This window comes from Blastococcus sp. KM273129 (assembly GCF_021698995.1).
GTDB lineage: Bacteria > Actinomycetota > Actinomycetes > Mycobacteriales > Geodermatophilaceae > Blastococcus.
On the sequence record NZ_SSXB01000025.1, the window covers coordinates 23,233 to 49,297 of the forward strand.

Consider the following 26,065-nt stretch of genomic DNA (forward strand, 5'->3'; position numbering starts at 1 on the left):
CGGCTCAGCCGAGGGTGTGCAGCCAGTTGGTGAGCAGCTGCGCCCCCGCGTCACCGCTCTTCTCGGGGTGGAACTGGGTGGCCGAGAGGGCGGCGTTCTCCACGCCCGCCACGAACCGGTCGCCGTGCTCGGCCCAGGTCACCTTCGGGGGCGCCAGTGGCGAGGAGGCGCCGTCCTGGCCGAGGGGGAAGTTCCGCACGCCGTAGGAGTGGACGAAGTAGAAGCGCTGGTCGGCGAGCCCGTCGAAGAGCACGCTGTCCCGCGGCGCCTGGACGGTGTTCCAGCCCATGTGCGGCAGCACCGGCGCCTGGAGCGGCTCGACGATGCCGGGCCACTCGCCGCAGCCCTCGGCGTCCACGCCGTGCTCCACGCCGCGCTCGAACAGGATCTGCATGCCGACGCAGATGCCGAGAACCGGCCGCCCCCCGGCGAGGCGGCGGCCGATGATCCGGCGGCCGTCGACGGCGTCCAGGCCCTTCATGCAGGCTGCGAACGCGCCCACGCCGGGGACGACGAGGCCGTCGGCGTCCAGCGCCGTCTGCGCATCGGACGTCACCGTCACCTCGGCGCCGACCCGCTGCAGCGCGCGCTCCGCGGAGCGCAGGTTGCCCGAGCCGTAGTCGAGGACCGCCACCTTCTTCACGCCTGCCACGCTACCGACCAGCGCCGAGGCGCCCTGACGTGTTCCCGCGCGTGTGCGGTCACACGCACGTGCACGGGGCCCGCTGTCCAGCGGCTCGGGAGACCTGTGGACACGCGGGTGACCCGCGCTTTCGGCTCGCGGGTGTGGGCACCGGCCCCGGGGCGGCGACCCTGGCCTCCGGGGCGACCATCTCCGCCGCCCGCGCCCGCTGGCTGGCCTGCGACGGCGGCATCACCCGCATCGTGCTCGGCCCCGAAGGCCGGCCCCTCGACGTGGGCCGCACCCCGGCCCCGCGGCGGGGTCAGTCCGAGCCCGCCTCCGCCCAGGGGACGACGGTGAGCTCGGGCCACTGCTGCTGCCACCGCGCGCTCTTGGCCTCGTAGACGTGCCGCGGCGCCAGCCGCCGGTTCGGCCGGACGACGAGGTCGAACAGGTCGGCGTAGCCGTGCGGCGCGTACACCTCGGGCCGCCCGCCGCGGTCCACCCGCACCCCGTAGCAGCAGCACACGGCCGCGAAGTGGTCGATCGCGTCCAGGCAGTCGCGGAACGGTGCCGCGGGCACACCGAACCGCGCCTCGTACCAGAGGTGCACCCGGGCCTCGTTGCGGATCTCCACCGGCACCGGCAGGTCGGCGAACAGCCCCGCGCCCACCCGGATGACGGCGTCCTCGGCGTCCCAGGAGGTGTCGGGGTCGAAGTAGAAGAGGTCGGCGTCCCGGATGCCGGTGCCCGGCGGCCGGCTGGTGAGCTCGTTCCAGACCGTCTGGAACAGCACCCCGGCGGTCAGCCACCACTCCCCCACGCCCAGCCCGGGCGCCCGCGCGAGCACCGCCTGCACCGTCGGGTCGGCCAGCACGATGCCGAGGAAACGCTCCTCGCCGGCGACGTCGGCCACGGCGCGCCCGGGAGCTCGCCGAGGGCCTCCCGCCATCAGACGAGGCGGAGGACACCCGCCGCGCTGGCCAGCACGGCCGCGACGAGCAGGATGATCGCGAACACCACCTGCGGGCCGGTGCGACGGCCGCCCTCGGCGTCCAGCCGCCAGACGCTCCACGCCCCGCCGAGCAGGAAGCCGCCGAGCAGCAGGAGCGGGAGACCCGCGCTCACCGCCGGCCGCGACGGGTCACAGCGCGCCCTTGGTCGAGGGGACGTCGGTGATCCGGGGGTCGAGCGCCACGGCGGCGCGCAGCGCCCGCGCCAGCGCCTTGAACTGCGCCTCCACGATGTGGTGGGCGTCGCGGCCGGCGTAGAGCACCCGCACGTGCAGGCTGATCCGGGCGTTGAAGGCGAACGACTCGAGCACGTGCCGGGTGAGCGACGTCGGGTAGTCCGGCCCGATCATCGGCGTCATGTCCTCCGGCTCGGCGTGCACGAAGTACGGCCGGCCGGAGAGGTCGACCGCCGCCTGGGCGAGCACCTCGTCCATGGGGATCGTGGCGTCGCCGTAGCGGGTGATGCCGCGCTTGTCGCCCAGCGCCTCGGCGAACGCCTGCCCGAGGGCGATCGCGACGTCCTCCACCGTGTGGTGCGCATCGATGTGCAGGTCGCCGTCGGCCTGCACGGTGAGGTCGATGCCGCTGTGCTTCGACAGCGCGGTGAGCATGTGGTCGTAGAAGCCCACGCCCGTGCTGATCGAGCTGCTGCCGGTGCCGTCGAGGTCGAGCTCCACCACGAGCTTGGTCTCGCTGGTCTGGCGCTCGACGCGTGCGGTGCGGGTCATGGGGGTCAGTCTCCCAGAGTCGTGCGGTGGGCCGGCGCGACCTCACCCAGCGCGGTGAGGAACGCGTCGGTCTCCTCGGCGGTCCCGGCCGTCACCCGCAGCCAGCCCGGCAGCCCGACGTCCCGCACGAGCACCCCGCGGTCCAGCAGCGCCCGCCACGCGGCGGGGGCGTCGGTGAAGTGCCCGAAGAGGACGAAGTTGGCGTCGCTGGCCACGCTGGTCAGCCCCAGGGCCGGCAGTGCCGCCACGATGCGGTCGCGCTGGGCCTTGACCGCGTCGACGGTCGCCAGGAGCGCCTCGGTGTGCGCCAGCGCTGCCCGCGCGGCCGCCTGGGTGAGCGAGCTGAGGTGGTACGGCAGCCGCACCAGCTGGATGGCGTCGACGACGGCCGGGTCCGCTGCAAGGTAGCCCAGGCGAAGCCCCGCCATGCCGAACGCCTTGCTCATCGTGCGGCTGACCACCAGCCGCGGCCGGCCCGGGAGCAGGGTGAGCGACGACGGAGTCCCGGCCCGGGCGAACTCGGCGTACGCCTCGTCGACCACGAGGACGCCGTCGGTGGCCTCGTAGAGGGCGGCCACGGTGTCCAGGTCGACGGCGGTGCCGGTCGGGTTGTTCGGGCTGGTGACGAAGACGACGTCGGGCCGCACCTGCTGCACCTGGGCGACGGCGGCGGCGGGGTCGATGGTGAAGTCGGCCGCCCGGTGGCCGTCGACCCACGCCGTCCCGGTGCCGGCCGCGATGATCGGGTGCATCGAGTACGAGGGCGTGAACCCGAGTGCGGTGCGCCCCGCTCCTCCGAAGGCCTGCAGGACCTGCTGCAGCACCTCGTTGGACCCGTTGGCCGCCCACACCTGCGCCGGCTCGACGGGCACGCCGCCGGTGCGGGACAGGTAGGCGGCGAGATCGGCCCGCAGCGCGACGGCGTCCCGGTCCGGGTAGCGGTTCAGCTCCAGCGCCGCGTGCCCCAGCGCCGCCCCCAGGTCGGCCAGCAGCTCGGCCGGCAGCGGGTGCGGGTTCTCGTTGGTGTTGAGCCGGTGCGCGGCGGGCAGCTGCGGGGCCCCGTAGGGCGTGCGCCCCCGCAGCTCCGGCCGCAGCGGGAGCTCGTCGAGGGACGTCACGACCGCTGCCGGACCCGCACCGCGGCCGCGTGCGCCGGCAGGTCCTCGGCGCCGGCGAGGGCGTCGACGTGCGCGGCGACGTCGGCGAGCGCCTGCTCGTCGTACTCGACCAGGTGGATGCCGCGCAGGAACGACTGCACGGACAGCCCGCTGGAGTGCCGGGCGCACCCGCCGGTGGGCAGCACGTGGTTGGAGCCGGCGATGTAGTCGCCCAGCGACACCGGCGACCACGCGCCGACGAAGATCGCCCCGGCGTTGCGCACCCGCATCGCCACGGCACGGGCGTCGCGGGTCTGGATCTCCAGGTGCTCGGCGGCGTAGGCGTCCACCACCCGCACCCCGGCGTCCAGGTCGTCGACCAGCACGATGCCCGACTGGGTGCCGTCCAGCGCGGTGGTGATCCGGTCGGAGTGCTTCGTGGCCGCGACCTGCCCGGGCACCAGGGCCAGGACCGCCTCGGCCAGCTCCTCGCTGGGGGTGACGAGCACCGCACCGGCGAGCGGGTCGTGCTCGGCCTGGCTGATCAGGTCGGCGGCGACGTGGGCGGGGTCGGCGGTGTCGTCGGCGAGGATGGCGACCTCGGTCGGGCCGGCCTCGGAGTCGATGCCGATCAGCCCGCGCAGCAGCCGCTTGGCCGCCGTCACGTAGACGTTGCCCGGGCCGGTGACCATGTCCACCGGCTCGCAGGAGCCCGCGCCGTAGCCGAAGACGGCGATGGCCTGCGCCCCGCCGACGGCGTACACCTCGGTGACGCCCAGCAGCGCGCAGGCGGCGAGCACGCCCGGGTCGGGCAGCCCGCCGTTGTCGCGCTGCGGCGGGGAGGCGACGGCGATGGACTCGACCCCGGCGATCTGGGCGGGGACGACGTTCATCACGACGCTGGACAGCAGCGGCGCGAGGCCACCGGGCACGTACAGCCCCACCCGCCGGACGGGCAGCCAGCGCTCGGTCACCGTCCCGCCGGCCACCACCTCCGTGGTGACGTCGGTGCGCCGCTGGTCGGCGTGCACCTTCCGCACCCGGGCGATGGACTCCTCGAGGGCCTCGCGCAGCGTCGGGTCGCACTCCGCCAGGGCCCGGGTCAGCGCCTCCTGCGGGACGGCGAAGTCCTCGGCGTCCACCCCGTCGAGCCGGGCGGTGATCTCGCGTACCGCCCGGGCGCCACGCAGGCGCACGTCCTCGCACAGCGGGCGGACGGTGGCGAGGACCGAGTCGATGTCGGTGGCCGCCCGCGGCAGCAGCCCGGCGAGCTCCCGGACGCCGGGCAGGGCGTTTCCACGCAGGTCGATGCGTGCCAGCACGGGGGCCTCCGGGGTCGGATCGGGGAGTGCGACGCGGCTCCCAGGGTATCCAGCCCCCTCCGGCGTCCCCGGGGCGCCCGCACGGGGCGGCGGCCCGCGACCCGTAGGCTTGCCGGGATGGGTGAGCTGATCCCGCTGTTCCCGCTCGGGCGGCCCCTGTTCCCCGGGGTCGTGCTGCCGCTGCAGATCTTCGAGCCCCGGTACCGCCGCCTCATGCGCGACCTGCTGGACCTGCCCGAGCACGGTGACCGCCGCTACTTCGGGGTGGTCGCGATCCGGCAGGGCTGGGAGGTCGAGCGGGTGGCCCCGGCGGCGGCCCTCTACGACATCGGCTGCACCGCGCGGCTGCAGCGGGTGCAGCCGCAGGCCGACGGCGGCTTCCGCATCGTCACCGTGGGCGGCGAGCGGTTCCGGCTGCTCGACGTCGTCGTGGGTGAGGACCCGCCCTACCTGCAGGCCGAGGTCGAGTGGCTGGCCGAGGAGGAGGCGGCCGAGGAGGCCGCCGGGGACGCCGAGGCGGTGACCGGCGACGGCGCAGCCGGGCTGGCACCGCCCGCGGACGCGCTGGTGAGCTCCGTGGCCCGCGGGTCCCTGGACCTGCTGGCCCGCGGGGTGGGCGACCTGTTCACCCAGTACGTCGCCGAGGTCGCGGCGCTGGGTGCCGGCGCGCACGGGGACGGCGTCGAGGCGGCGGTGCGGCTCGCCGCCGCCGCCGACGACCCCTCCGCGCTGTCCTGGCTGGTCGCCTCGTCCGCACTGCTGACCACCGAGGACCGGCAGGCGCTGCTGGCGGAGTCCGCGACGCGCCGGCGCCTGGCGGCGGAGTCCCGGCTGCTGCGCCGGGAGCTGACGCTGCTCCAGACGCTGGGCGCGGTGCCGGCGCCGTTGCAGCAGTTCGCCGCACCGATGACGGTGAACTGACCGGAGGACCCCGTCCTCCTCAGCCCTCGCGAGATCGGGCCCAGCCTCGCGACGGGCCCCTCAGTAGCGGCCGAGGCCGTCGTCGGCGGCCACCAGCGCGCACCCCACGTAGACCAGCAGCGCGGCGAAGGGCGCGGCGGCCAGGCCGGGCAGCGAGCTGAGCACCAGCCCCGTGGTCACCTGCGCGCCCACCTCGCCCAGCAGCGCCTCCGACGGCGGGGGCGCGAGCAGCTCCCCGGTCTGCCAGGCGAACACCGCGGCCGCGGAGGCCCCGACGGCCAGCGCGATGAGCATGCCCACCCCGCGACCGCGGCGGACCCGCCACGCGGCCGCCCCGGCCACCAGCCCCAGCCCGAGCAGCAGGAGCACCAGCACGGCGTCGTCGGCCACCCGGACCTCCGCCGCCGGCGGGCCCACGGCCACCGGCCCGGTCTCGGTCACCTGGAACTCCGCGCGCGGCGCCAGCAGCCACCAGAGCACCCCCGTCGGCAGCCCGGCGAGCGCCAGCCCCACCAGCAGCGGACGGGCGGCGCGCAGGTCCTCGCGGACCTCCGCCCTCCCCCGCCAGTAGGCGTGCACGGGCACCCCCGGGGCCGGCTGGACGGGCAGCGGTGAGGTGGTCACCGTCCCAGTGAACAACGATCGCCCGCCCGGGGTGGGGGCGGACCCTCCTAGAGCAGCGCCACGCTCGTCGGCCCGAGGAGCGCCTTGATGTCCCCCATCAGCGCCGTGCTCGGGCGCACCCGCAGCCCCTGGTCCAGGCGGAGCACCGTCTCGCGGCTGCCGTTGACCAGCTTGAGCTGCACCTCCGTCGTCCCCGGGTGGCTGCCCAGCACCTCGCGGAGGCGCTCGACGACCGGCGGGGTGCAGCGGGCGGCGGCCATGGACACCAGCACCGGCCCGCGCGGCCCCTCGGTGAGCTCGGGGATGATCACCTCGGAGCCGAACAGCGAGGGCTGGTCGTCCCGGCGGCTGATCCGGCCCTTGACCACGATGATCTGGTCGCGGACGACCTTCTCCGAGACCTCCGCCCAGGTCTTGGGGAAGAAGAGCACCTCGATGCCGGACTCGAGGTCCTCCAGCGTGGCGATGGCCCACGGCGCGCCCTGCTTGTTGGTGCGCGGGGAGACCGAGGTCAGGATGCCGGCGATGGTGACGTTCGCGCCGTCCTCGACCCCGCCGGCGTTGATCTCGGCGATGGGGGTGTCGGCGTTGGCGGCCAGCACGTGCTCGACGCCGTGCAGCGGGTGGTCGGAGACGTAGAGGCCGAGCATGTCGCGCTCGAACATCAGCCGCTCGCTCTTGGACCAGTCCGCGGTGGGGATCGTGATGTCCAGCGCGCTGCCGAACGGGTCCTCGGCCGCGTCGCCCTCGCCGAAGCTGCCGAACAGGTCGAACTGCCCCTCCGCCTCCTTGCGCTTGAGCCCCATGGCGGAGTCGACGGCCTGCGCGTGGATCGCGACGATCCCCTGGCGCGAGTGGCCGAGCGAGTCGAAGGCGCCGGCCTTGGCCAGGGACTCGATGACCTTCTTGTTGCAGGCCACCGTGTCGATCTTGCGCATGAAGTCGGCGAAGTCCTTGAACGCGCCCTTCTCCTCGCGGGCGCGCACGATCGACTCGACGACGTTGGTGCCGACGTTGCGCACCGACGCCAGGCCGAAGCGGATGTCGGTGCCGACCGCGGTGAAGTCCCAGGAGGACTCGTTGACGTCGGGCGGGAGCACCTTGATGCCCATCCGGCGGCACTCGGCCAGGTAGATCGGCCGGCGGTCCTTGTCGTCCTGGACGCTGGTGAGCAGCCCGGCCATGTACTCGGCCGGGTAGTTGGCCTTGAGGTAGGCGGTCCAGTAGGACACCAGGCCGTAGGCGGCCGAGTGGGCCTTGTTGAACGCGTAGTCGGCGAACGGGACGAGGATGTCCCACAGCGTCTTGATCGCGGCGCCGGAGAAGCCGTTGGCCTTCATCCCCGCCTCGAAGCCGACGAACTCGGCGTCCAGCACCGACTTCTTCTTCTTGCCCATCGCGCGGCGCAGCAGGTCGGCCTTGCCGAGCGAGTACCCGGCGACCTTCTGCGCGATCGCCATGACCTGCTCCTGGTAGACGATCAGGCCGTAGGTCTGGCCGAGGATCTCCTCGAGCGGCTCGGCGAGCTCGGGGTGGATCGGCGTGATCTCCTGCTGGCCGTTCTTGCGCAGCGCGTAGTTCGTGTGCGAGTTCGCACCCATCGGGCCGGGGCGGTAGAGCGCACCGACGGCCGAGATGTCCTCGAAGTTGTCCGGCCGCATGAGCCGCAGCAGCGACCGCATCGGCCCGCCGTCGAACTGGAAGACCCCGAGGGTGTCCCCGCGGCTGAGCAGCGCGTAGGTGTTCGGGTCGGTGAGGTCCTTGCTGATCTCGTCGAGGTCGATCGGCTCCTTGCCGTTGATCACGATGTTGCGCAGCGCGTCGTCGATGACCGTGAGGTTGCGCAGGCCCAGGAAGTCCATCTTCAGCAGGCCGAGCGTCTCGCAGGTCGGGTAGTCGAACTGCGTGATGACCGCCCCGTCGGCCTCGCGCCGCATGATCGGGATCGAGTCGATCAGCGGGTAGCGGCCGATGATGACGCCGGCCGCGTGCACGCCCCACTGGCGCTTGAGCCCCTCGAGCTTGCGGGCCTGGTCGACGACCTCCGCCGCGCCCGGGTCGGACTCGTAGCGGGCGCGGAACTCCGCGGCCTCCTTGTAGCGCGGGTGCGCCGGGTCGAAGACACCCGACAGCGGGATGCCCTTGCCCATCACGTCCGGCGGCATGAGCTTGGTCAGCTCGTCGCCCACCGAGTACGGCCGGTCCAGCACGCGGGCGGCGTCCTTGATCGCGGCCTTGGCCTTGATCGTCCCGTAGGTGACGATCTGGCTGACCCGCTCCTCGCCGTACTTCTTCGAGACGTACTGGATGACCTCGCCGCGGCGGCGGTCGTCGAAGTCGATGTCGACATCGGGCATGGAGACGCGCTCGGGGTTCAGGAACCGCTCGAAGATCAGCCCGTGCTGCAGGGGGTCGAGGTCGGTGATGCCCATGGCGTAGGCGGCCAGCGAACCCGCCGCCGAGCCACGGCCGGGGCCCACCCGGATGCCGTTGTCCTTGGCCCAGTTGATGAAGTCGGCGACCACGAGGAAGTACCCCGGGAAGCCCATCTGGGTGATGATCCCGACCTCGTAGTCGGCCTGCTTGCGCACGTGGTCGGGGATGCCGCCCGGGTAGCGCTTGTGCAGGCCGCGCTCGACCTCCTTGACGAACCAGGAGGTCTCGTCCTCCCCCGGCGGCAGGGGGAAGCGGGGCATGAGGTCGGCACCCTCGGTGAAGGTGACCTCGCACTGCTCGGCGACCAGCAGGGTGTTGTCGCAGGCCGCGCGGAGGTCGCCGGTGAACAGGGCCCGCATCTCGGCGGCGGACTTCAGGTAGTAGCCGTCACCGTTGAACTTGAAGCGGTTGGGCTCGTTGAGCCGCGACCCGGTCTGGATGCACAGCAGGGCGTCGTGCGCCTCGGCGTCCTCCTTGTGCGTGTAGTGCAGGTCGTTGGTGGCCAGCAGCGGGATGCCGAGGTCCTTGGCGATGGCCATCAACGCCGGGCGGGTCTTCTGCTCGATGGCCAGCCCGTGGTCCATCAGCTCGGCGTAGAAGTTCTCCCGCCCGAAGATGTCCTGGAAGTCCGCGGCGGCCTGGCGGGCCTTGTCCTCCTTGCCGGCGCGCAGCCACATGTTCACCTCGCCCGACGGGCAGCCGGTGGTGGCGATCAGCCCCTTGCCGTAGCGCTCGAGCAGGTCGCGGTCGAACCGGGGCTTGCGGTACTGCCCCTCGAGGCTGGCCAGCGAGGAGATGCGGAAGAGGTTGTGCATCCCCTCGGTGGTGCGGGCCAGCAGGGTCATGTGGGTGTAGGCGGCCTTGCCCCGGTTGGAGCCGCCGTCACCCTCCTCGTCGATGAGGTTGTCGCCGAAGTCGAAGGGCGCGCGGTCGAAGCGCGACCCCGGGGTGTAGTAGCCCTCCATGCCGATGATCGGCTTCACGCCGGCCGCGTTCGCCTGCTTGTAGAAGTCGTAGGCGCCGAAGACGTTGCCGTGGTCGGTCATCGCCAGCGCCGGCATGCCCTGCTCGGCCGCGGCCTTGGTGACCTCCGGCAGCTTCGCCGCACCGTCGAGCATCGAGTACTCGGTGTGCACGTGGAGGTGCACGAACGAATCGGACGGCGAACTGCTGCTCACGGGTGGTCGAGCTCCTCAACTGGTCGTGCGTGCCGGCCGGCGAGGACCGCGGCTGGCGACCGGCGGGGAAGACCGGTGGTGCGAGCACCGGGTGACGGGCACCCGGGGCGGGTCCTGCGGGGGTGCCCCGATCCTCGCACTGGATGAGTTCTACGCCGAGGGTCTGACAGGACGTGTCTCCTCACAGGGACCGATCCGTCACACCTGCCCCGGGGCGCGTCAGGGCAGCGCGCGGCGCATCGTGACGTGCGCGATGCCGGCCTCCTCGTACACCTCGCCGACGGCGGTGTAGCCGGCCCGCTCGTAGAACCGCCGGGCCGGGAGCTGGGCGTGCAGCACCACCTCGCGGGCCCCGCGGACCACCGCCTGCCGGTGCAGCTCGGCGAGCACCGCGGCGCCGTGCCCGTGGCCGCGCACCGCGGCGTCGGCGGCCATCCGGCCGATCCGCGCCGTCCCCCCGTCGAGCAGCAGCCGCCCGGTCGCGACCACGCGGCCGGCGTCGTCCCGGCTGAGCACGTGCACGGCGGTCGCGTCGGAGGCGTCCTGCTCGATCTCCGGGGGGACGCCCTGCTCCTCGACGAACACCCGGGTGCGCAGGGCCAGGACCTCGGGCCGGTCGGCGGGGCGGGCGACCTGCGCGGTGGGGCTCGGCACGGGCCCATTCTCGCCCCCGCGCCGGTGGGCCGGTCAACGCCCCGGCGGGCCGCCCGCCTCGTGCACCGACGCCGGCAGGGCGCTGGACGGCACGAGCAGGAACCGCAGGTCGATGAGGGCGTGCAGGAGCACCGGCAGCAGCAGCGAGCCGGTGTCCACGTAGACCAGCGCCATCACGCCGCCCAGCACGCCGGTCAGGACGACCCCCGCGCGGCCCTGGTAGGCGTGCGCGAGGCCGAAGGCGACCGCCGCGACGACCACGAGCACCCAGGTGGGCGGGCCGCCGGTCACGGCCGCGACCACGGCGAGGAAGAAGCCCCGGTACAGCCACTCCTCGCACACCCCGGCGGTGACCCCGACCAGCGTGAACAGCCGCCGCTCCGCCTCGGTGCGGGGCAGCAGCGCGAGCGTGGACTGACCGGGCGGCTCGGCGTGGCGCCCCTCACCGGGCCGCCGGGCCTGCCGCGCCGCCTCCAGCAGGGCGCCGGCCCGCAGCTGGCGGGTGGAGGCGACGACGAGCAGCAGCACCACCACGACGACGACCGCCGTCAGCGGCCCTGGCCACCCGCTCGGCCGGACCAGCCCGACAGCCGCGGCGTCGACCCCCGGCGAGGCCAGCCAGACGACGGCGGCGACCACCGCCAACCCCCACTCGAGCACGAGCAGCCGTCGGTAGAACGAGCGGCGCGCCCCGGCGTCGGTGCGCAGCCGCCCCTCGAACCGGCGGTGCAGCACGTGCCCCACGACGGGCTCCCCCACCACCAGGTAGGCCGCCACGACCACCGCGGCCAGCGCCGCCGGGCCGAAGGCGTCGAGGGCGACCGGCAGGGTCGTCACCGCCGCTGGGTCAGGCCTCGGCGCGCAGCACGGCCAGCGCGCCGGCGAGGTCGGGCGGGTACTCGCTGGTGAACTCGACCCACTGCCCGCCGGCCGGGTGCGGGAAGCCCAGCCGCACCGCGTGCAGCCACTGGCGCGACACCCCGAGGCGGGCGGCCAGCGTCGGGTCCGCGCCGTAGGTGGTGTCACCCACGCAGGGGTGGCGCAGGGCGGAGAAGTGCACCCGGATCTGGTGGGTGCGGCCGGTCTCCAGCCTGATGTCCACCAGGCTGGCGGCGGCGAACGCCTCGGTCACCTCGTAGTGGGTCACCGACGGCCGGCCGCCGCTGACGACGGCGAACTTCCAGTCGTGCCGCGGGTGCCGGTCGATGGGCGCGTCGATGGTGCCCCGCGAGGGGTCGGGGTGGCCCTGGACGAGCGCGTGGTACCCCTTCTCCACCGTGCGCTCCTTGAAGGCCGTCTTGAGCGCGGTGTAGGCCCGCTCGCTCTTGGCGACGACCATGACGCCGGTGGTGGCGGCGTCCAGCCGGTGGACCACGCCCTGCCGCTCGGCCGCGCCGGACGTGGAGATGCGGTACCCGGCGGCGGCCAGGCCCCCGATCACCGTGGGCCCGTCCCACCCGGGGCTGGGGTGGGCGGCGACCCCGACCGGCTTGTCGACGACCACGAGGTCGTCGTCGTCGTGCAGGACCGTCATGCCCTCGACCGGCTGCGGGGGTGCCGGCTCGCCGGGCGGGGGCGGCAGCTCCACCTCCAGCCAGCTGCCCCCGGTGAGCCGGTCGCCCTTGCCGCGCACCCGGCCGTCCACGACGACGTGGCCGGCGTCAGCGAGCTCGGCCGCCGTCGTCCGGGGAAGGCCGAAGAGCCGGGAGAGGGCCTGGTCCACCCGCTGGCCCTCCAGGCCGTCGGGCACCGGGAGGGCCCGGTGCAGGCCGGGAGTGCTGGTCACGCCACCCATTGTGCGGGTCGGGCCGGACGAGGCGGTGGAACAGCCCGGGCCCGCGAGCGGCGGCAGGGCGGGCGGCCCTCCTCCTACGCGGCGCCGGGCCGCCCGTCGGCGCCGCTGCGGGTGCCGTCGAACTCGATGCCCCGCAGGGCCAGGACCACGCCGAGCACGCCCCCGCAGACGATCGCCGAGTCGGCCACGTTGAAGACCGGCCACACGCTCCCGTCCGGGCCGAAGACGGAGAGGAAGTCGACGACGCCGCCGCGCAGGAAGCCGGGGTCGCGGAACACCCGGTCGACCAGGTTGCCGACGGCCCCGCCGAGGACCAGCCCCAGCGCCACCGCCCAGCCGGTGGACCACAGGCGGCGGGCGGTGCGCACGATGACGACGGAGACGACGGCGGCGATCAGGCTGAACACCACCGTCGCGCCCTCCGCGAAGGAGAACGCGGCGCCGGTGTTGCGCAGGTTGGTGAGGTACAGCGCGCCACCCAGGACGCGGATGTCCTCCCCCGGTTCGATGGTCGCGACGACCACCAGCTTGGTGACCAGGTCGAGGACCAGGACGGCGGCGGCCAGGGACAGCAGCAGCCGGGTGCGCGGCCGGCCGGGCGGCGCGGTGGCCGAGGAGCCACCGCCCGCGCCGTCGGCGGGGTCGACGTGCTCGGACAGGTCGGGCTCCTCGGTGGATCGGCTCCGGCCGGCTGACCCGGCGGTGCCGACGACGATAGCCGCGCGGGCCCGCCGGCCCCGGCAGGCCGGAGCGGCTACGCCGCGCCGGGATCCAGCCAGACCGCTGTGTCGGGAGCGAGCAGCCCGCCACCGGGCTGGCTGGACAGGAGGACGCGCCCCGTGCCGCGGAGGTCCAGCGGCTCCCCCGAGAGGTTGACCACGCAGCGGAACGACCGCCCGCGGTCGAACGCGATGACGTCGTCCGCCATCGCGCGCCAGGCGAAGTCCTCGCCGCGCAAGCCGGGAACGCGCCGGCGGAGATGCAGCGCGGCGCGGTACAGCGACAACGTCGAGGTCGGGTCGGCCGACTGGGCGGCCACCGTCAGCGCCGCCCACCGCGGCGGTTGCGGCAGCCAGGGGTCGACCCCCGCCACCGTGAAGCCGAACGGGGGTCGGTCGCCTTCCCAGGGCAGCGGTACGCGGCAGCCGTCGCGGCCCCGGGCGGTGCGGCCGGAGCGCTCCCAGGTCGGGTCCTGCAGCACGTCGTCCGGCAGGTCCTCCACCTCCGGCAGGCCGAGCTCCTCCCCCTGGTAGACGTAGGCGGACCCGGGCAGCGCCAGGGTGAGCAGCGCCGCCGCCCGGGCGCGGCGCAACCCCAGCTCCAGGTCGGCGCCGGACACCCCGGCGTCGAAGCCCATCGTCGCGGCGGCGCTCTCGGCCCGGCCGAAGCGCGTGACGTGCCGGGTCTCGTCGTGGCTGGACAGGACCCACGTGGCCGGGGCGCCGACGGGCTCGAGGGCGGCGAGGCTGGCGTCGATGACCGTGCGCAGGGAACGGGCGTCCCACGGCGAGGCCAGGTAGTCGAAGTTGAAGCTGGTGTGCATCTCGTCGGGCCGCACGTAGCGGCTGAGCCGCTCGGGCCCGTTCACCACCGCCTCGGTGACGAACAGCCGGCCACCCTCGTAGCTGTCCCCGATCCGCCGCCAGCGGCGGAAGATCTCGTGCACGCCGTCGACGTCCCAGTGCGGGTTGCCCACCCACGTGCGGGACTCGAACATCGCCCCGGGGCCGTGGCCGGCGTCGGGGAGCCCCTCGACCTTCGCCATCGCGGGGGCGGCATCGACCCGGATGCCATCGATCCCCCGGTCGAACCAGAAGCGCAGGATGGCGTCGAAGTCCTCCCGGACCCCCGGGTGGTCCCAGTCGAGATCCGGTTGCTCCGGGGCGAACAGGTGCAGGTACCACTGCCCCGGCGAGCCGTCCGGCTCACGCACCCGCGTCCAGGCCGGACCCCCGAAGGCGCTGATCCAGTCGTTGGGCGGCGCCGAGCCGCCCTCCCGGCCGTCGCGGAAGAAGTAGCGGGCCCGCTCGGGCGACCCCGGCCCGGCGGCCAGCGCCGCGCGGAACCACGGGTGCTGGTCGGAGGTGTGGTTGGCGACCAGGTCGGTGATCACGCGGAGGCCGTTGGCGTGCGCCTCGGCGAGCAGCGCATCGGCGTCCGCGAGCGTGCCGAACCGGGGATCGATGTCGCAGTAGTCGGCGACGTCGTACCCGCCGTCGGCCATGGGCGAGGGGTACCAGGGGGTGATCCAGAGGGCGTCGACGCCGAGCTCCGCGAGGTAGCTCAGCCGATGCCGCAGGCCGCCGAGGTCGCCGACCCCGTCCCCGTCGGAGTCGGCGAAGCTCCGCAGGTACACCTCGTACACGACGGCGCCCCGCCACCAGGTGTCCTGAGCCGTCGTCGACACCTCCGAGCCTGGTGAGGGGCTGGAACGGCCACCCTCCGGGCGCCCGCGCCGAGCCGGCGAGGCGTGGCGGGAAGGGCGGTCCTTCTTCAGGCCGAGGCCGCCGTGGCCCCACCCACCTGGGCCCCGCCCGCGCGTTCGCCGTCCGCACGTGCGCCGCCCGCCCGCGCCTGCGAGTCCTGGAGCTGCTCTTCCCGGTCCTGTGCCGCCATGCGGGTGAGCTCGGCGCCGGCCTCGGGATCGCGGGTCAGGTTCTCCCCCGACTCCGGGTCGAACACGTGCACCTTGCGGCTGTCGAGCCAGAACTCGGCCTCCCGCCCCTCGCGGATGCGGCTGGTCGCGTCGATGGACACGATCGCCTGGGTGCGGAGCTCCTCGGAGTCCAGCTCCTTGGACAGCTCCCGCAGCTGGGCCTTGATCGAGTCGGGCGCGTCGTACGGGATGTAGGCGTACTGGGAGTCGCCCAGCCACTCGGTGACGTCGACCCGGGCCCGGAACGTCGACCCGAGCGGGCGCTTGGCCTCGTCGACCAGCGAGGCGTCCTCGAAGTACTCCGGCCGGATGCCGACCAGCAGCAGGTCGCGACCGGCCACCTTGGCGGCGCGGTCGGCGTCCAGCTCGATCGTCCCGAACGGCGTCTCGAGCGTGTTGCCCTTCGCGGTCGCCGGCAGGAAGTTCATCGGCGGGGAGCCGATGAAGCCGGCGACGAAGAGGTTGACCGGCTGCTCGTACAGCTCGCGGGGCGAGGCGACCTGCTGGATCTTGCCCTTGCGCAGCACGCAGACCCGGTCGCCCAGGGTCATCGCCTCGGTCTGGTCGTGGGTGACGTAGACGGTGGTGATGCCCAGCCGGCGCTGGAGGCGGGAGATCTCGGTGCGCATCTGCCCGCGGAGCTTGGCGTCGAGGTTGGACAGCGGCTCGTCGAAGAGGAACGCCTCGGCGTCGCGGACGATGGCCCGGCCCATCGCGACGCGCTGCCGCTGACCACCGGAGAGGTTGGCCGGCTTGCGCTCCAGGTGCTCCTTCAGTTCCAGCACGTCGGACGCCGCGTTCACCTTCCGGCGGACCTCGTCGTCCGGGGTCTTGGCCAGCCGCAGCGGGAAGGCGATGTTCTCGAACACCGTCATGTGCGGGTAGAGCGCGTAGTTCTGGAAGACCATCGACAGGTTGCGGTCGCGGGGGGCGAGGTCGTTCACCCGCTTGCCACCGATGATCATGTCGCCGCTGGTGATGTCCTCGAGGCCGACGATCATCCGCAGCAGCGTCGACTTCCCGCAGCCCGAGGGGCCGACGAGGATCATGAACTCCCCGTCGGCGATGTCCAGGCTGACGTCGTTGACCGCCGGGAACCCGTCGCCGTACTGCTTGACGATGTTCTTCATCTCGATGGAGGCCATCAGTGTTCGTCCCCTCGGTGGGTCGATGAGGTGAGGCAGGTCGCGAGCACGGCGGTCAGCCCTTGACCGCGCCGTTGGTGAGACCGGCGACGATGCGCCGCTGGAAGAGGAGCACGAGGACGACGACCGGGATCGTCACGATGAGGGCCGCTGCGGCGATCGCGCCCGTGGGGTCCTCGAACTGCGAAGCGCCGCTGAACAGGCCGAGCGCCGCCGGGACGGGCCGGGCCGCCTCGGTGGAGGTGAGCACGATGCCGTAGACGAAGTCGTTCCAGGCGATGAAGAACGCGATGATCGCAGTGGTGAACACACCGGGGGCGGCCAGCGGGACGATCACCTTGCGGAACGCCTGCCAGGTGGTCGCGCCGTCGACCTGGGCCGCCTGCTCCATCTCCCAGGGGATCTCCCGGAAGAAGGCCGACATCGTCCAGATCGAGATGGGCAGCGTCAGGGAGAGGTACGGGAGGATCAACCCGGGCCAGGTGTCGTAGAGCCCGATCTGCCGCCACACGTTGAACAGCGGCGTCACGATCGAGATGACCGGGAAGATGGCGACCGCCAGCGCGGTGGAGAGGATCACCTTCTTGCCCGGGAAGTCCAACCGGGCGATGGCGTACGCGGCGAACATCGCCAGCAGGCAGGAGATGGCCGTCGCGATGAGGCAGATGCCGAACGAGTTGCGCAGCGCCGGCAGGAACAGCTCGCTGGCATCTCCGGTCAGGATCGTCTCGTAGTTGACCCAGGAGACGTCGCTCGGCAGGAACTGGCCGTTGGCGATGTCCGACGGGGCCTTCAGCGAGATGGAGATGATCCAGGCGATCGGGAACAGCGCGTAGACGACGATGATCGCGCCACCGATCCACCACATGACTTTCCTACGAGTGGACATCGTCACTCCCCCCGCGTCGAGGCCAGATCGACCTTGAACGCCTTGATGAAGCTGAACGCGATCAGCACGACCACGAGGAAGAGCAGCACCGAGACCGCGGACCCGAGCCCGATCTCCAAGCGGGCGATCGTCTGCCGGTAGGCCAGGAACGACACCGATTCCGTGCCGTTGGCACCGCCGGTCATGATGAAGATGCTGTCGAAGACACGGAACGCGTCCAGGCTGCGGAACAGCAGGGCGACCATGATCGCCGCCTTCATGTTCGGGATGGTCACCCGCCACAGCCGCTGCCACCACGTGGCGCCGTCGACCTTGGCGGCCTCCTGCAGCACCTCGGGGACCTGCGCGAGACCGGCCAGCAGCAGGAGCGAGATGAACGGGGTGGTCTTCCAGATCTCGGCCAGGCAGATGACGAGCAACGACTGCCACCTGTCGCCGAACCAGTCGGTGTTCTCGGTGACCCCGGGGATCCAGGCGAACCACGAGTTGACGAAGCCGGTGTTGATGTCGAAGGCGAACTGCCACGCGAACGCCGAGACGACCGTGATCACCGCGTACGGGATGAGGATCGCCGCGCGCACCACCGGCCGGATGCTGCTCAGCGCCTTCGCCATGACCATGGCGAGCCCGAAACCGAGCACCAGCTCCACCGCCACCGTGACCACCGTGATGAAGACGGTGACCCAGATGGCCTGCCACCAGATGGGGTCGCTGAGGATGACCCAGTAGTTGTTCAGCCCGTTGAACGAACGGTTCGCCGGGTCGGTGAGCCGGTAGGAGAAGAGCGACTCGTAGACCGCCTGCAGGATCGGGTAGGCGGTGACCGCCAGCATCACCACGAACGCCGGGCCGGCCAGCAGCCAGCCGAGCTTCCGCTCGCTGCGCGCCCGGTCGCTGACGCCGTTCTTCCTCTCGGGCGCCGACCTCGGATCGGTCTTCTCGCCAGGCGGCAGGGTCGTGGTGCTCACAGCAGTTCCTCCCCTGCCAGTACGGCCTGGATGAGTTCGGCGGCCTGCTCGCCGGTGACGCCCGGCTGGACGGAGCTCGCCGGGTGGTAGACGCGCTGCAGCGCCCCCGACACCTCGCTGTAGTAGACCGTCTGCGGCCGGGGCGCGGCCGCCTCCAGCGATTCCCGGATGAGCGGGGCCTGCGGGAAGACCTCGAGCACCTCGGGGTCGTCGTACACCGACGCCAGGGCCGCCGGGTTCCCGTTGGTGACGAAGTAGTAGGTCTGGTTCTCCTCGGAGACGATGCACTCGGCGGCCTCGTAGGCCAGATCGGTGTTCTGGCTGAAGGCGCCGACGCCGATGTTGATGCCGCCGTAAGGAGGCCTGCTCTCCTCGCCCTCGACGGTCCGCGGGTAGCGCGCCCACCCGTAGTCCTCGGGCACGGACGGCTCGAGCGTGCCCGCCTCGACGGCGCCCAGGGCCCGCGGCCAGACGAAGGGCCAGTTGACCATGAAGGCCGCGTCGCCCTCCTCGAAGTCGGTCACGTTGGCGTCCTCGCCGGCGGTGGAGAACGCCGGGCCACCGACGGGGGCCACCGACTCCATCACCCGGGCCGCCTCCACGGCGGCGTCGGAGCGGAGGCCGAGCTCGATGTCCTCGGGGGCCTCGGCGGTCTCCTCGATGATCGAGCCGCCCGCCCCCTCGATCAGCGCGTTGACCCAGACGGTGAGCGCCTCGGCGCGGATGCCCTGCGCGGCGATCTGGGTGCCCTGCTCCTCGGCCGCGGCCGCGAGCTGCTCCCAGGTGACCGGTTCCTCCATGTCCAGCCCGGCGGCCTCGGCCGCCGACTGCTTGTACCAGAGCAGCTGGGTGTTGGCCCAGAACGGCACGGCGACGAGCTCGTCGTCCCAGGTCGACCCCTCGACGGCGCTCTGCACCACGCCTTCGGTCACGCGTTCGGCGACGTCCTCGGGAACCGGGGCGAGGAAGCCCGCCTCGGCGAACTCGGGGATGTAGGGCGGGTCCAGGCTCATGAGGTCGATCGAGTCGTCCTCCGCGGCGAGCCGCCGGATCAGCTGCTCCCGCTGCTGCGAGGACTCGCGGGGCAGCTGCGCCGTCTCGATGGTGTAGGCACCGCCCGCTGCCTCGGTGCACCGGGCGGCGATCTCCGCCTGCCCGCCCGAGTCCGGGTTCGTGTACCAGGTGAGCGTCGTGTCGTCACCGGAATCGCTGCCGCAGGCCGCCAGGACGGCGACCGCGACGAGCGATGCCGCGGCACCCGCTGCTCTTCCCTTCCGGCTCTTCTCACCGGGAGCGTTCGGCATGAGTCCTCGTCTCCAATGGCGTCCGGCCCGACCGAGATCACGACGGTCCTCGGAGCGTGATACACCTCACAGGGGGTGTCAATTCGAACGGCGCCGGGCCCGGCGATCGCGACCCGACCGAGACCCGCGCCCGTCCGCTGCCCTCTCGGGCTATCCCCGGCCGGCGATGACCGAGGGGGTGGTGAGCTCCTGCGGCGTGCCCGGCAGCACGGTGGTGAAGTACGAGCGCGCGGCCTCCGTCGTCCCGACGTCGCGCCCGGCCTTCTCCGACAGGAACCAGCGGTGCTCGAGCACCTCGTGGAAGACCTCGGCCGGTTCCAGCCGGCCGCGCAGGTCCTCGGGGATCGCGTCCACGATCGGCTGGTAGACCTCGGCGAGCCAGCGGTGGCCGGCGATCGTCTCGGGCACCGGCTGCCCCGACTTCTGCTCCAGGTAGGCCCGGAACGCCCGGACGTCGTTGAGCAAGCGCTGCGCCTGCCGCTCCCGCACCTCCAGCCCGGTGAGGCGGAACAGCTCGCGGCGGTTGTGGCCCGGCTCGGCGACGCGGGTCTCCACGCGCAGCCGGGTGCCCTCGTCGGTGGTGCGCAGCTCGACCTCCCCGACGTCGAAACCCAGCTCGTTGAGCCGCTGCAGCCGCTCGGCGACGCGGTAGCGCTGCTCGTCGGTGCGGAAGACCTCCTCGCGGGTGACCTCGTCCCACAGCGCCTCGTACCGCCGCGGCAGGCCCTCGGCCACCGCGATCGGGTCGACGTCCTCGGGCAGCAGCCCGCCGAACTGGAGGTCGAGCAGCTCGGCGCCCACCCGCTCGCACGCCAGGTCGACGTCGTAGCGGCGCTGGCCGGGCGACAGCCGCGGGTGGCGCTCGACGGTCTCGGCGTCGACCAGGTAGGCGGCGAAGGTGCCGGCGTCCAGGCGGAAGAGGGTGTTGGACAGCGAGCAGTCGCCCCAGAAGATGCCGGCCAGGTGCAGCCGCACCAGCAGCACGACCATCGTGTCGAGCAGCTGGTCGGCCGACCGGCCACCGCGCGGGCCGGAGAACAACCAGCGGTAGGACATCGAGTACTCGAGGTAGCGGGTGACCAGGATCGCCGCCTGGTCGTCGGGCCGGTCGACGCAGATGCCGAGCACGGAGACCGTGGGCAGGCCCTCGGCCTCGAACTGGGCAAGCAGGGCGTACTCGTGCCGCGCGAGCCGCTCGTCGATCTCCTTCAGCGCGTAGACCCGGTCCTCGACGGCGACGAAGCGCACGACGTGGCGGGAGATGCCGCGCGAGCGGACGTCGAGCAGCAGGCTCTCGTCCCACTCCTCGAGCGGCTGGTGCCACGGCAGCGCCAGCAACCCCGCCGCGTCGTCGGCCGGTGGTCGGAAGAGGTACCGCATGGCGCGCTCCGGGGGCTGGCAGGTGCTGACCGCCACGATCCCACGCCGCGGCCCCGGCGACGCGCTGGAACGGCCGACCTCCGGGACCGGCGACGAGCGGGGGCCGAGGACGCGGGGGGCGAGGACGCGGGGCCCTGCTCAGTCCTTCTCGTCGGGGCGGCCGTCCTCGCCGCGCCAGGTGGCCAGCCGGCCCGCCCGGCTGACCGCCCGCAGCCGCCGCTCCGCCTCGGGCCGGGATGCGCGCGCCGACACCAGGAGCGCCTGGTCGCCGTGCATGAGCCGCGTCGTCTCGTCGGGCACGAACGCGCGCCCCTCGCGCACGATGAGCACCACGGCGGCGTCCTCGGGCAGGCGCAGCTCGGGCAGGTAGACGCCGTGCAGGCGCGAGCCCTCCGGCACCCGCATCTGCATGAGCTCGGCGTCGAGCTCCTCCAGCGGCGCGGCCTCCACCTGGATCTCGCGCGGCGCGACGGGCGCGCCGATCCGCAGGCGCCGCGCGACCCAGGGCAGCGACCAGCCCTGGACGATCGTGAAGACGACGACCAGCACGAACACGGTGTCGAAGATGCGCTCGGCGCCGGGCACGCCGGCGGTGACGGGGAACGTGGCGAGCACGATCGGCACGGCACCGCGGAGGCCGGCCCAGGAGACGAACGCCTGCTGCGGCCACGGCCAGCGGAACCACACCAGCGACAGCACGACCGACAACGGGCGGGCGACCAGCAGCAGCGCGCCGCCCACGACGAGCGCCGGCACCACGGCGTCGACCAGCCGGGGCGGCGAGACCAGCAGCCCCAGCAGGACGAACAGCCCGATCTGGGCCAGCGACGCCATGCCCTCGGCGAACCCGATGCTCGCCGTCCGGTGCGGCAGCGTGGCGTTCCCGAGCACGACGCCGCAGAGGTACACCGCGACGATGCCCGACGTCCACGCCAGCGTGGCGGTGGCGAAGGCGAGCACGCACAGCGACAGCGTCGCCAGCGGGTAGAAGCCTGCGAGCGGCAGCGCCACCCGCCGCAGCAGCTGCGCACCCAGCAGCCCGGAGGCGACGCCGATCACGGCCCCGCCCGCGAGCTGGCCGACCACCTGCAGGACGACCAGCCACCACGCGCCGGCCGAGGCCTCGGTGAGGACGGCGGCCAGCGTGGTGACCAGCAGGATCGCCGGGGCGTCGTTGAGACCGCTCTCGGCCTCGATCGCGGCGGCGAGACGGCGGGGCAGCGGCAGCCGGCGCAGCGCCGCGAACACCGCCGCCGCGTCCGTCGAGCCCACGACGGCGGCCAGCAGCAGCGCGAAGCCCCACGACGCGTCCAGCAGCCACACCGTGATCGCCGCGGTGACCGCCACGCTCACCGCGACGCCCACGGTGGCCAGCGTCAGCCCCGGCCCGATGGCCCGCCGGACGTCGGCCCACCGGGTGGTCAGCCCACCCTCGGCCAGGATGACCACGAGGGCGGCGACGCCGAGGGTCTGGGTGAGCTCGGCGTCGTCGAACTGGATGCCGAGGCCGCTCTCCCCCAGCACCACGCCGATCGCCAGGTAGAGCAGCAGGCTGGGCAGCCCGAGCCGGTCGGCCAGGCGCAGCGCCACGGCCGCGAGGATGACGACGCCGGCGCCGAGGGCCAGGGCGACGGTGACCGTCGTGTTCACCCTGCCCGCCCCATGGGGGCAGTCTCCCGCACCCCGTGAGCGGGACCGCCCGGCGCATGCGGACGGCGGGTCGGCGGATCCGGGGACGCACCGCCGGACCCGTTTGCCGGTTCGGGGAGAATGGGCGGCGTGAGTGCTCCCAAGGGTCCCTTCGCCGCGCTGCCCCCGCAGGTCGACCTCCCCGCGCTGGAGCACCGCATCCTCGAACGCTGGGAGCGGGAGAAGGTCTTCGACCGGTCGCTGGAGGCCTCGCAGGGCCGCCCGCAGTGGAACGTCTACGAGGGCCCGCCCACCGCCAACGGCCGCCCCGGCACCCACCACATCGAGGCGCGTGCGTTCAAGGACGTCTTCCCCCGGTTCAAGACCATGCAGGGCTGGCACGTGCCCCGGCGCGCCGGCTGGGACTGCCACGGCCTGCCGGTCGAGATCGCGGTCGAGCAGCAGCTGGGCTTCGCCGGCAAGCCGGACATCGAGCGCTACGGCATCGCCGAGTTCAACGCCCGCTGCCGCGAGTCGGTGGAGAAGCACGTCGCCGACTTCGCCGACCTCACCCGCCGGATGGGCTACTGGGTCGACTTCTCCCAGGCCTACTGGACGATGAACCCCGGCTACATCGAGAGCGTCTGGTGGTCGCTCAAGCAGATCCACGGGAAGGGCCTGCTGGTCGAGGACCACCGCGTCGCGCCCTACTGCCCGCGCTGCGGCACCGGCCTCTCCGACCACGAGGTGGCCCAGGGGTACGAGTCGATCACCGACCCGTCGGTGTACGTCCGCCTGCCGATCGTCGACGGCGAGTGGGCCGGCCGGGCCGACCTGCTGATCTGGACCACGACGCCGTGGACGCTCCCCAGCAACACCGCCGTCGCGGTGCACCCCGACGTCACCTACGTCGTCGCCCGCCCCGCCGGCACCGACGACGTCCCCGTCGTGGTGGCCCAGCCGCTCCTGGCCGCCGTCCTCGGGGACGACGTCGAGGTGCTGGCCGGCGCCCCGGGTCGCGACTGGGAGCGCACCCACTACCGGCGGCCCTTCGAGCTGGTCGAGTTCCCTGAGGGGGATGCGCACTTCGTCGTCCTGGCCGACTACGTGACCACCGACGACGGCACCGGCCTGGTGCACCAGTCGCCGGCGTTCGGCGCCGACGACCTCGCCGTCTGCCGCGGCTACGGACTGCCCGTGGTGAACCCGATCGACGCCACCGGTCACTTCCTGGCCGAGGTGCCGCTGGTGGGCGGGCACTTCTTCAAGGCGGCCGACCCCGCGCTGGTCGAGGACCTGAAGGCGCGCGGCGTGCTGTTCCGGGAGATCCGGTACGAGCACAGCTACCCGCACTGCTGGCGCTGCCACACGCCGCTGATGTACTACGCGCAGCCGTCCTGGTACATCCGCACCAGCGCGATCAAGGACCGGCTGCTCGCCGAGAACGAGCGCACCAACTGGTACCCCGAGAACATCAAGACCGGCCGCTACGGCGACTGGCTGAACAACAACGTCGACTGGGCGCTGTCCCGCGACCGCTACTGGGGCACCCCCCTGCCGGTCTGGCGCAACGACGCCGACCCGGGGCGGATGGTCGTCGTCGGCTCGCTCGCCGAGCTCTCGGAGCTGACCGGCCGCGACCTCTCCGACCTCGACCCGCACCGGCCGTTCATCGACGAGGTCACCTTCACGCGACCCGGCGAGGAGGGCACCTACCGGCGCGTGCCGCAGGTCATCGACGCCTGGTACGACTCGGGCTCCATGCCGTTCGCCCAGTGGGGCGCGCCCTACCGCAACCAGGAGCAGTTCCAGGCCGCCTACCCGGCGCAGTTCATCTGCGAGGCGATCGACCAGACCCGCGGCTGGTTCTACTCGCTCATGGCCGTCGGCACGCTGGTGTTCGAGCAGAGCTCCTACGAGAACGTGCTGTGCCTGGGCCACATCCTGGCCGAGGACGGCCGCAAGATGAGCAAGCACCTGGGCAACATCCTGGAGCCGATCCCGCTGATGGACCGGCACGGCGCCGACGCCGTCCGCTGGTTCATGCTCGCCGGCGGCTCCCCGTGGTCGGCCCGGCGGGTCGGGCACGAGACGCTGTCCGAGGTGGTCCGGAAGGTGCTGCTCACCTACTGGAACACCGCCAGCTTCTTCACCCTGTACGCCGAGACCAACGGCTGGGACGCCGCGGCCTCCCCCGCCCCGGCGCGGGCCGACCGCCCGCTGCTGGACCGCTGGGCGCTGGCCGAGCTCGCCGCGGTCACCCGCGACGTGACCGCGGCGCTGGAGGAGTTCGACACCCAGGGCGCCGGCCGGCTGCTCGCGCAGTTCGTCGACGACCTCTCCAACTGGTACGTGCGGCGGTCGCGGCGCCGGTTCTGGGACGGCGACCCCTCGGCGCTGGGCACGCTGCACGAAGTGCTCGACGGCCTGACCCGGCTGATGGCGCCCTTCACGCCGTTCGTCACCGACGAGGTGTGGCTCCGCGCGGTCGTGCCGGGCAGGAGCGCGGCGGGCGGGTCGGAGGTGCCGGACTCGGTGCACCTGGCCTCCTGGCCCGAGGTGGACGAGGACGCCCTCGACGACGCCCTCGTCGAGCAGATGGCGCTGGTCCGCCGGCTGGTGGAGCTGGGCCGCTCGGCCCGCACCACGGCGAAGGTGCGCACCCGGCAGCCGCTGGCCCGCGCCGTCGTGGCGGCGCCGGGCTGGGGGGAGCTCCCCCGCGACCTGGTCGCCGAGGTGGCCGACGAGCTCAACGTGGCCGAGGTGCTCGAGCTGGCCGCGGTCGGCGGTGACCTGGTCGACGTCAGCGTCAAGATCGACTTCCGCGCCGTGGGCCGCCGCCTCGGCAAGCAGGTGCAGGCGGTGGCCAAGGCCGTGGCCGCCGCCGACGCCCCGGCGCTGGTGAAGGCCTACCGGGCCGGCACCGCCACCGTCGAGGTCGACGGCGCGGCGGTCGCGCTGGCCGAGGGCGACCTGGTCGTCACCGAGACGCCCCGCGAGGGCTGGACGGTGGCCAGCAGCAGCGGGCTCACCGTGGCGCTGGACCTCGCGCTCACCCCGGAGCTCGAGCGGGCCGGGCTGTTCCGCGAGGCGGTCCGGCTGGTGCAGGAAGCCCGCAAGGGCAGCGGGCTGGAGGTCAGCGACCGGATCGAGCTGTCGTGGACCGCCGACGGCACCATGGCGCAGGCGCTCACCGAGCACGCCGAGCAGCTCGCCGGCGAGGTGCTCGCCGTCGCCGTCCACGCCGGCACCCCCGGCGCCGGGGAGGGTGTCGAGGGTCCGGAGGGATCGCGGTTCTGGGTGGCCCGGGCCGCCGTCTGACGCCGGCCCGGGGCGCCGCTCAGGCGCCCCGGGTCCTCCGGGCTCGGGCCCGGTCGGCGAGCTGCCGGTCGGGCCGGCACACCCCGCACGGGGTGAACCCGTCGGTGCGCGCCTCGTCCAGCGGGAGCGGGATCGGCTCGTGGCCGCGGAGGTGGACGCAGCCGGGCAGGTGGTAGCGCGGGTGCTCGTCGACCACGAGCACCTCGTCGGTGAGGTCCACGATGATCAGCAGGTCGGTCACCTCGACCTCCTCGACCGGCGGGTCCGGCAGCTCCGGCGGCGTCCCGGCCGCGGCGCTCCCGCCCGCCGCGTGATCGGCCGGGCGGCCGGCGCCCTCGCGCTCGTCCGGCCCGGCGGCGGGCGGGGCCGGCTCGGCAGCGGGC

The 26,065-nt window shown here is 73.4% G+C and carries 21 protein-coding genes and 1 pseudogene; 2 read left to right on the forward strand and 20 right to left on the reverse strand.

Features of this window, described 5'->3' with window-relative positions; all coding sequences use genetic code 11:
- Positions 1-4: 4 nt before the first annotated feature.
- The 6 genes from hisH to hisD all read right to left on the reverse strand — a co-directional run bounded on the left by hisH (position 5) and on the right by hisD (position 4,782).
- Positions 5-643: an imidazole glycerol phosphate synthase subunit HisH gene (gene hisH / locus E9565_RS09650; protein ID WP_236834821.1), complete on the reverse strand. Its 639-nt coding sequence runs from the start codon at positions 641-643 to the stop codon at positions 5-7.
- A gap of 301 nt (positions 644-944) precedes the next feature.
- Positions 945-1,538, reverse strand: coding sequence for a nucleotidyltransferase family protein (locus E9565_RS09655; protein WP_236834823.1), 594 nt, complete (start codon positions 1,536-1,538; stop codon positions 945-947).
- Between the two features lie 35 nt (positions 1,539-1,573).
- A complete protein-coding gene (locus E9565_RS09660) occupies positions 1,574-1,750 on the reverse strand; it encodes a hypothetical protein (RefSeq protein ID WP_236826504.1) in 177 nt (58 codons plus the stop codon).
- A gap of 16 nt (positions 1,751-1,766) precedes the next feature.
- Positions 1,767-2,363, reverse strand: a complete 597-nt coding sequence (gene hisB / locus E9565_RS09665; protein WP_236826505.1) for an imidazoleglycerol-phosphate dehydratase HisB — start codon at positions 2,361-2,363, stop codon at positions 1,767-1,769.
- A gap of 5 nt (positions 2,364-2,368) precedes the next feature.
- Positions 2,369-3,481, reverse strand: coding sequence for a histidinol-phosphate transaminase (locus tag E9565_RS09670; RefSeq protein ID WP_236826506.1), 1,113 nt, complete (start codon positions 3,479-3,481; stop codon positions 2,369-2,371).
- On the reverse strand, positions 3,478-4,782 hold the full coding sequence (gene hisD, locus E9565_RS09675) for a histidinol dehydrogenase (RefSeq protein ID WP_236826507.1): 1,305 nt from the start codon (positions 4,780-4,782) through the stop codon (positions 3,478-3,480). Before hisD ends, E9565_RS09670 begins: the two co-directional genes overlap by 4 nt.
- Before the next feature lie 117 nt (positions 4,783-4,899).
- Between hisD and E9565_RS09680 the strand changes: the two genes are divergently transcribed.
- A complete protein-coding gene (locus E9565_RS09680) occupies positions 4,900-5,703 on the forward strand; it encodes an LON peptidase substrate-binding domain-containing protein (RefSeq protein ID WP_236826508.1) in 804 nt (267 codons plus the stop codon).
- Between the two features lie 60 nt (positions 5,704-5,763).
- On the opposite strand, the gene E9565_RS09685 is transcribed toward E9565_RS09680, so the two are convergent.
- The 13 genes from E9565_RS09685 to E9565_RS09745 form a co-directional block, all read right to left on the reverse strand.
- Entirely contained in the window at positions 5,764-6,327 is a 564-nt protein-coding gene (locus E9565_RS09685; RefSeq protein WP_236826509.1) for a hypothetical protein, read from the reverse strand.
- 47 nt (positions 6,328-6,374) lie between these two features.
- Positions 6,375-9,941 carry a DNA polymerase III subunit alpha gene (gene dnaE / locus E9565_RS09690; RefSeq protein ID WP_236826510.1) on the reverse strand — a complete coding sequence of 1,189 codons (3,567 nt, stop codon included), beginning with the start codon at positions 9,939-9,941 and terminating at the stop codon, positions 6,375-6,377.
- Positions 9,942-10,160: 219 nt separating this feature from the next.
- Positions 10,161-10,595, reverse strand: a complete 435-nt coding sequence (locus E9565_RS09695; protein ID WP_236826511.1) for a GNAT family N-acetyltransferase — start codon at positions 10,593-10,595, stop codon at positions 10,161-10,163.
- Positions 10,596-10,628: 33 nt separating this feature from the next.
- On the reverse strand, positions 10,629-11,432 hold the full coding sequence (locus E9565_RS09700; RefSeq protein WP_236826512.1) for a CPBP family intramembrane glutamic endopeptidase: 804 nt from the start codon (positions 11,430-11,432) through the stop codon (positions 10,629-10,631).
- 10 nt (positions 11,433-11,442) lie between these two features.
- Positions 11,443-12,390 carry an RluA family pseudouridine synthase gene (locus E9565_RS09705; protein ID WP_236826513.1) on the reverse strand — a complete coding sequence of 316 codons (948 nt, stop codon included), beginning with the start codon at positions 12,388-12,390 and terminating at the stop codon, positions 11,443-11,445.
- Between the two features lie 74 nt (positions 12,391-12,464).
- Positions 12,465-13,169 (reverse strand): signal peptidase II, encoded by a 705-nt coding sequence (gene lspA, locus E9565_RS09710; protein WP_308113117.1) that lies wholly within the window; start codon positions 13,167-13,169, stop codon positions 12,465-12,467.
- Positions 13,145-14,797, reverse strand: a complete 1,653-nt coding sequence (locus E9565_RS09715) for a glycoside hydrolase family 13 protein (RefSeq protein WP_236834825.1) — start codon at positions 14,795-14,797, stop codon at positions 13,145-13,147. Before E9565_RS09715 ends, lspA begins: the two co-directional genes overlap by 25 nt.
- A gap of 86 nt (positions 14,798-14,883) precedes the next feature.
- Entirely contained in the window at positions 14,884-16,191 is a 1,308-nt protein-coding gene (locus E9565_RS09720) for an ABC transporter ATP-binding protein (RefSeq protein WP_236826516.1), read from the reverse strand.
- 55 nt (positions 16,192-16,246) lie between these two features.
- Positions 16,247-17,080 (reverse strand): carbohydrate ABC transporter permease, encoded by an 834-nt coding sequence (locus E9565_RS09725; RefSeq protein WP_236826517.1) that lies wholly within the window; start codon positions 17,078-17,080, stop codon positions 16,247-16,249.
- 2 nt (positions 17,081-17,082) lie between these two features.
- A complete protein-coding gene (locus E9565_RS09730) occupies positions 17,083-18,048 on the reverse strand; it encodes a carbohydrate ABC transporter permease (protein WP_236826518.1) in 966 nt (321 codons plus the stop codon).
- Positions 18,045-19,352, reverse strand: coding sequence for an extracellular solute-binding protein (locus E9565_RS09735; protein WP_236826519.1), 1,308 nt, complete (start codon positions 19,350-19,352; stop codon positions 18,045-18,047). Before E9565_RS09735 ends, E9565_RS09730 begins: the two co-directional genes overlap by 4 nt.
- Before the next feature lie 150 nt (positions 19,353-19,502).
- Positions 19,503-20,768: a DUF4032 domain-containing protein gene (locus tag E9565_RS09740; RefSeq protein ID WP_236826520.1), complete on the reverse strand. Its 1,266-nt coding sequence runs from the start codon at positions 20,766-20,768 to the stop codon at positions 19,503-19,505.
- Positions 20,769-20,870: 102 nt separating this feature from the next.
- Positions 20,871-22,382, reverse strand: a complete 1,512-nt coding sequence (locus E9565_RS09745) for a potassium/proton antiporter (RefSeq protein WP_236826521.1) — start codon at positions 22,380-22,382, stop codon at positions 20,871-20,873.
- A gap of 129 nt (positions 22,383-22,511) precedes the next feature.
- On the opposite strand from E9565_RS09745, the gene ileS reads away from it, so the two are divergent.
- Positions 22,512-25,682, forward strand: a complete 3,171-nt coding sequence (ileS, locus tag E9565_RS09750; RefSeq protein ID WP_236826522.1) for an isoleucine--tRNA ligase — start codon at positions 22,512-22,514, stop codon at positions 25,680-25,682.
- Between the two features lie 19 nt (positions 25,683-25,701).
- On the opposite strand, the pseudogene E9565_RS09755 reads toward ileS, so the two are convergent.
- Positions 25,702-26,065 (reverse strand): annotated as a pseudogene (locus tag E9565_RS09755) (hypothetical protein); the annotation flags it as partial.

Bases quoted from the DNA above. Each gene is read 5' to 3' on its own strand.
- hisB (WP_236826505.1), bottom strand. From the start codon at position 2,363: ATGACCCGCACCGCACGCGTCGAGCGCCAGACCAGCGAGACCAAGCTC.
- E9565_RS09680 (WP_236826508.1), top strand. From the start codon at position 4,900: ATGGGTGAGCTGATCCCGCTGTTCCCGCTCGGGCGGCCCCTGTTCCCC.
- E9565_RS09705 (WP_236826513.1), bottom strand. From the start codon at position 12,390: ATGGGTGGCGTGACCAGCACTCCCGGCCTGCACCGGGCCCTCCCGGTG.
- E9565_RS09720 (WP_236826516.1), bottom strand. From the start codon at position 16,191: ATGGCCTCCATCGAGATGAAGAACATCGTCAAGCAGTACGGCGACGGG.
- E9565_RS09725 (WP_236826517.1), bottom strand. From the start codon at position 17,080: ATGTCCACTCGTAGGAAAGTCATGTGGTGGATCGGTGGCGCGATCATC.
- E9565_RS09735 (WP_236826519.1), bottom strand. From the start codon at position 19,352: ATGCCGAACGCTCCCGGTGAGAAGAGCCGGAAGGGAAGAGCAGCGGGT.